Origin of the sequence: Streptomyces beijiangensis (assembly GCF_017315755.1) — a bacterium.
Classification (GTDB): domain Bacteria; phylum Actinomycetota; class Actinomycetes; order Streptomycetales; family Streptomycetaceae; genus Streptomyces; species Streptomyces beijiangensis.
The window spans coordinates 1-722 of sequence record NZ_JAFLRJ010001050.1; the positions used below are offsets into that span (position 1 = coordinate 1).

Annotated in this window: 1 pseudogene; it reads right to left on the bottom strand. The window is 74.2% G+C overall.

From position 1 onward, the window contains the following. Positions 1 to 56: 56 nt before the first annotated feature. Positions 57 to 722, bottom strand: a pseudogene (locus J0695_RS40495) (Rossmann-fold NAD(P)-binding domain-containing protein); the annotation flags it as partial.

Sequence of the window (722 nt, forward strand, 5' to 3'; positions counted from 1 at the left end):
CGCGCCGTTCCTCCACGCTCAACCGCACTCTGGCCACGCGGCAACCCTAGCCTCCGTCAGCGGTACCAGCCGAACCGGTCCGCGATCACCGGCAGCCGGTCCGCGACGATCGCGTGCGCGGCGGCGCGCGGCGTGGTGCCGTCCGCTTCCGCGCGCGCCAGCATTTGGTCGATCAGTGCGCGCATCGAGCGGCGGGTGTACGCGAAGGCCTCGTCCGCGTCGGCGCCGATGTCGCCGAAGAGCGTCCACCACCACCAGGCGTTCGTCCCGGAGTTGACGACGACGTCAGGCAGCACGGTGACCCCGCGCGCGACGAGCAGCTCCTCCGCGCCCGCGAGGACCGGCATGTTCGCCGCCTCGACGATCCAACGGGCGCTGATCTGCGCCTGGTTGACCTCGTCGACGGCGTACGAGACAGCGGCCGGCACCAGCACATCGGCATCGGCGGACAGCCAGGCGTCGCCGGGCAGCTCCAGGTCGGCCTCGCGCAGGACGGAGCGGTCCACGGCCCCGTACCCGTCGCGCGCGGCGAGCAGCGCCTCGACGNNCGCCCATCGTGCCGAGCCCCTGCACGGAGACGCGCGTCCCCTCGTACGCGACACCCGCCCGGTCCAGGGCGGCGAGCACCGACTCGGCGACACCGCAGCCGCCCACCAGCTCGTCGAGCCCGATGCCGTCGACCTCGACGGCGAACGCGTCGGCGAGGCGTTCGCGCGCCGCCG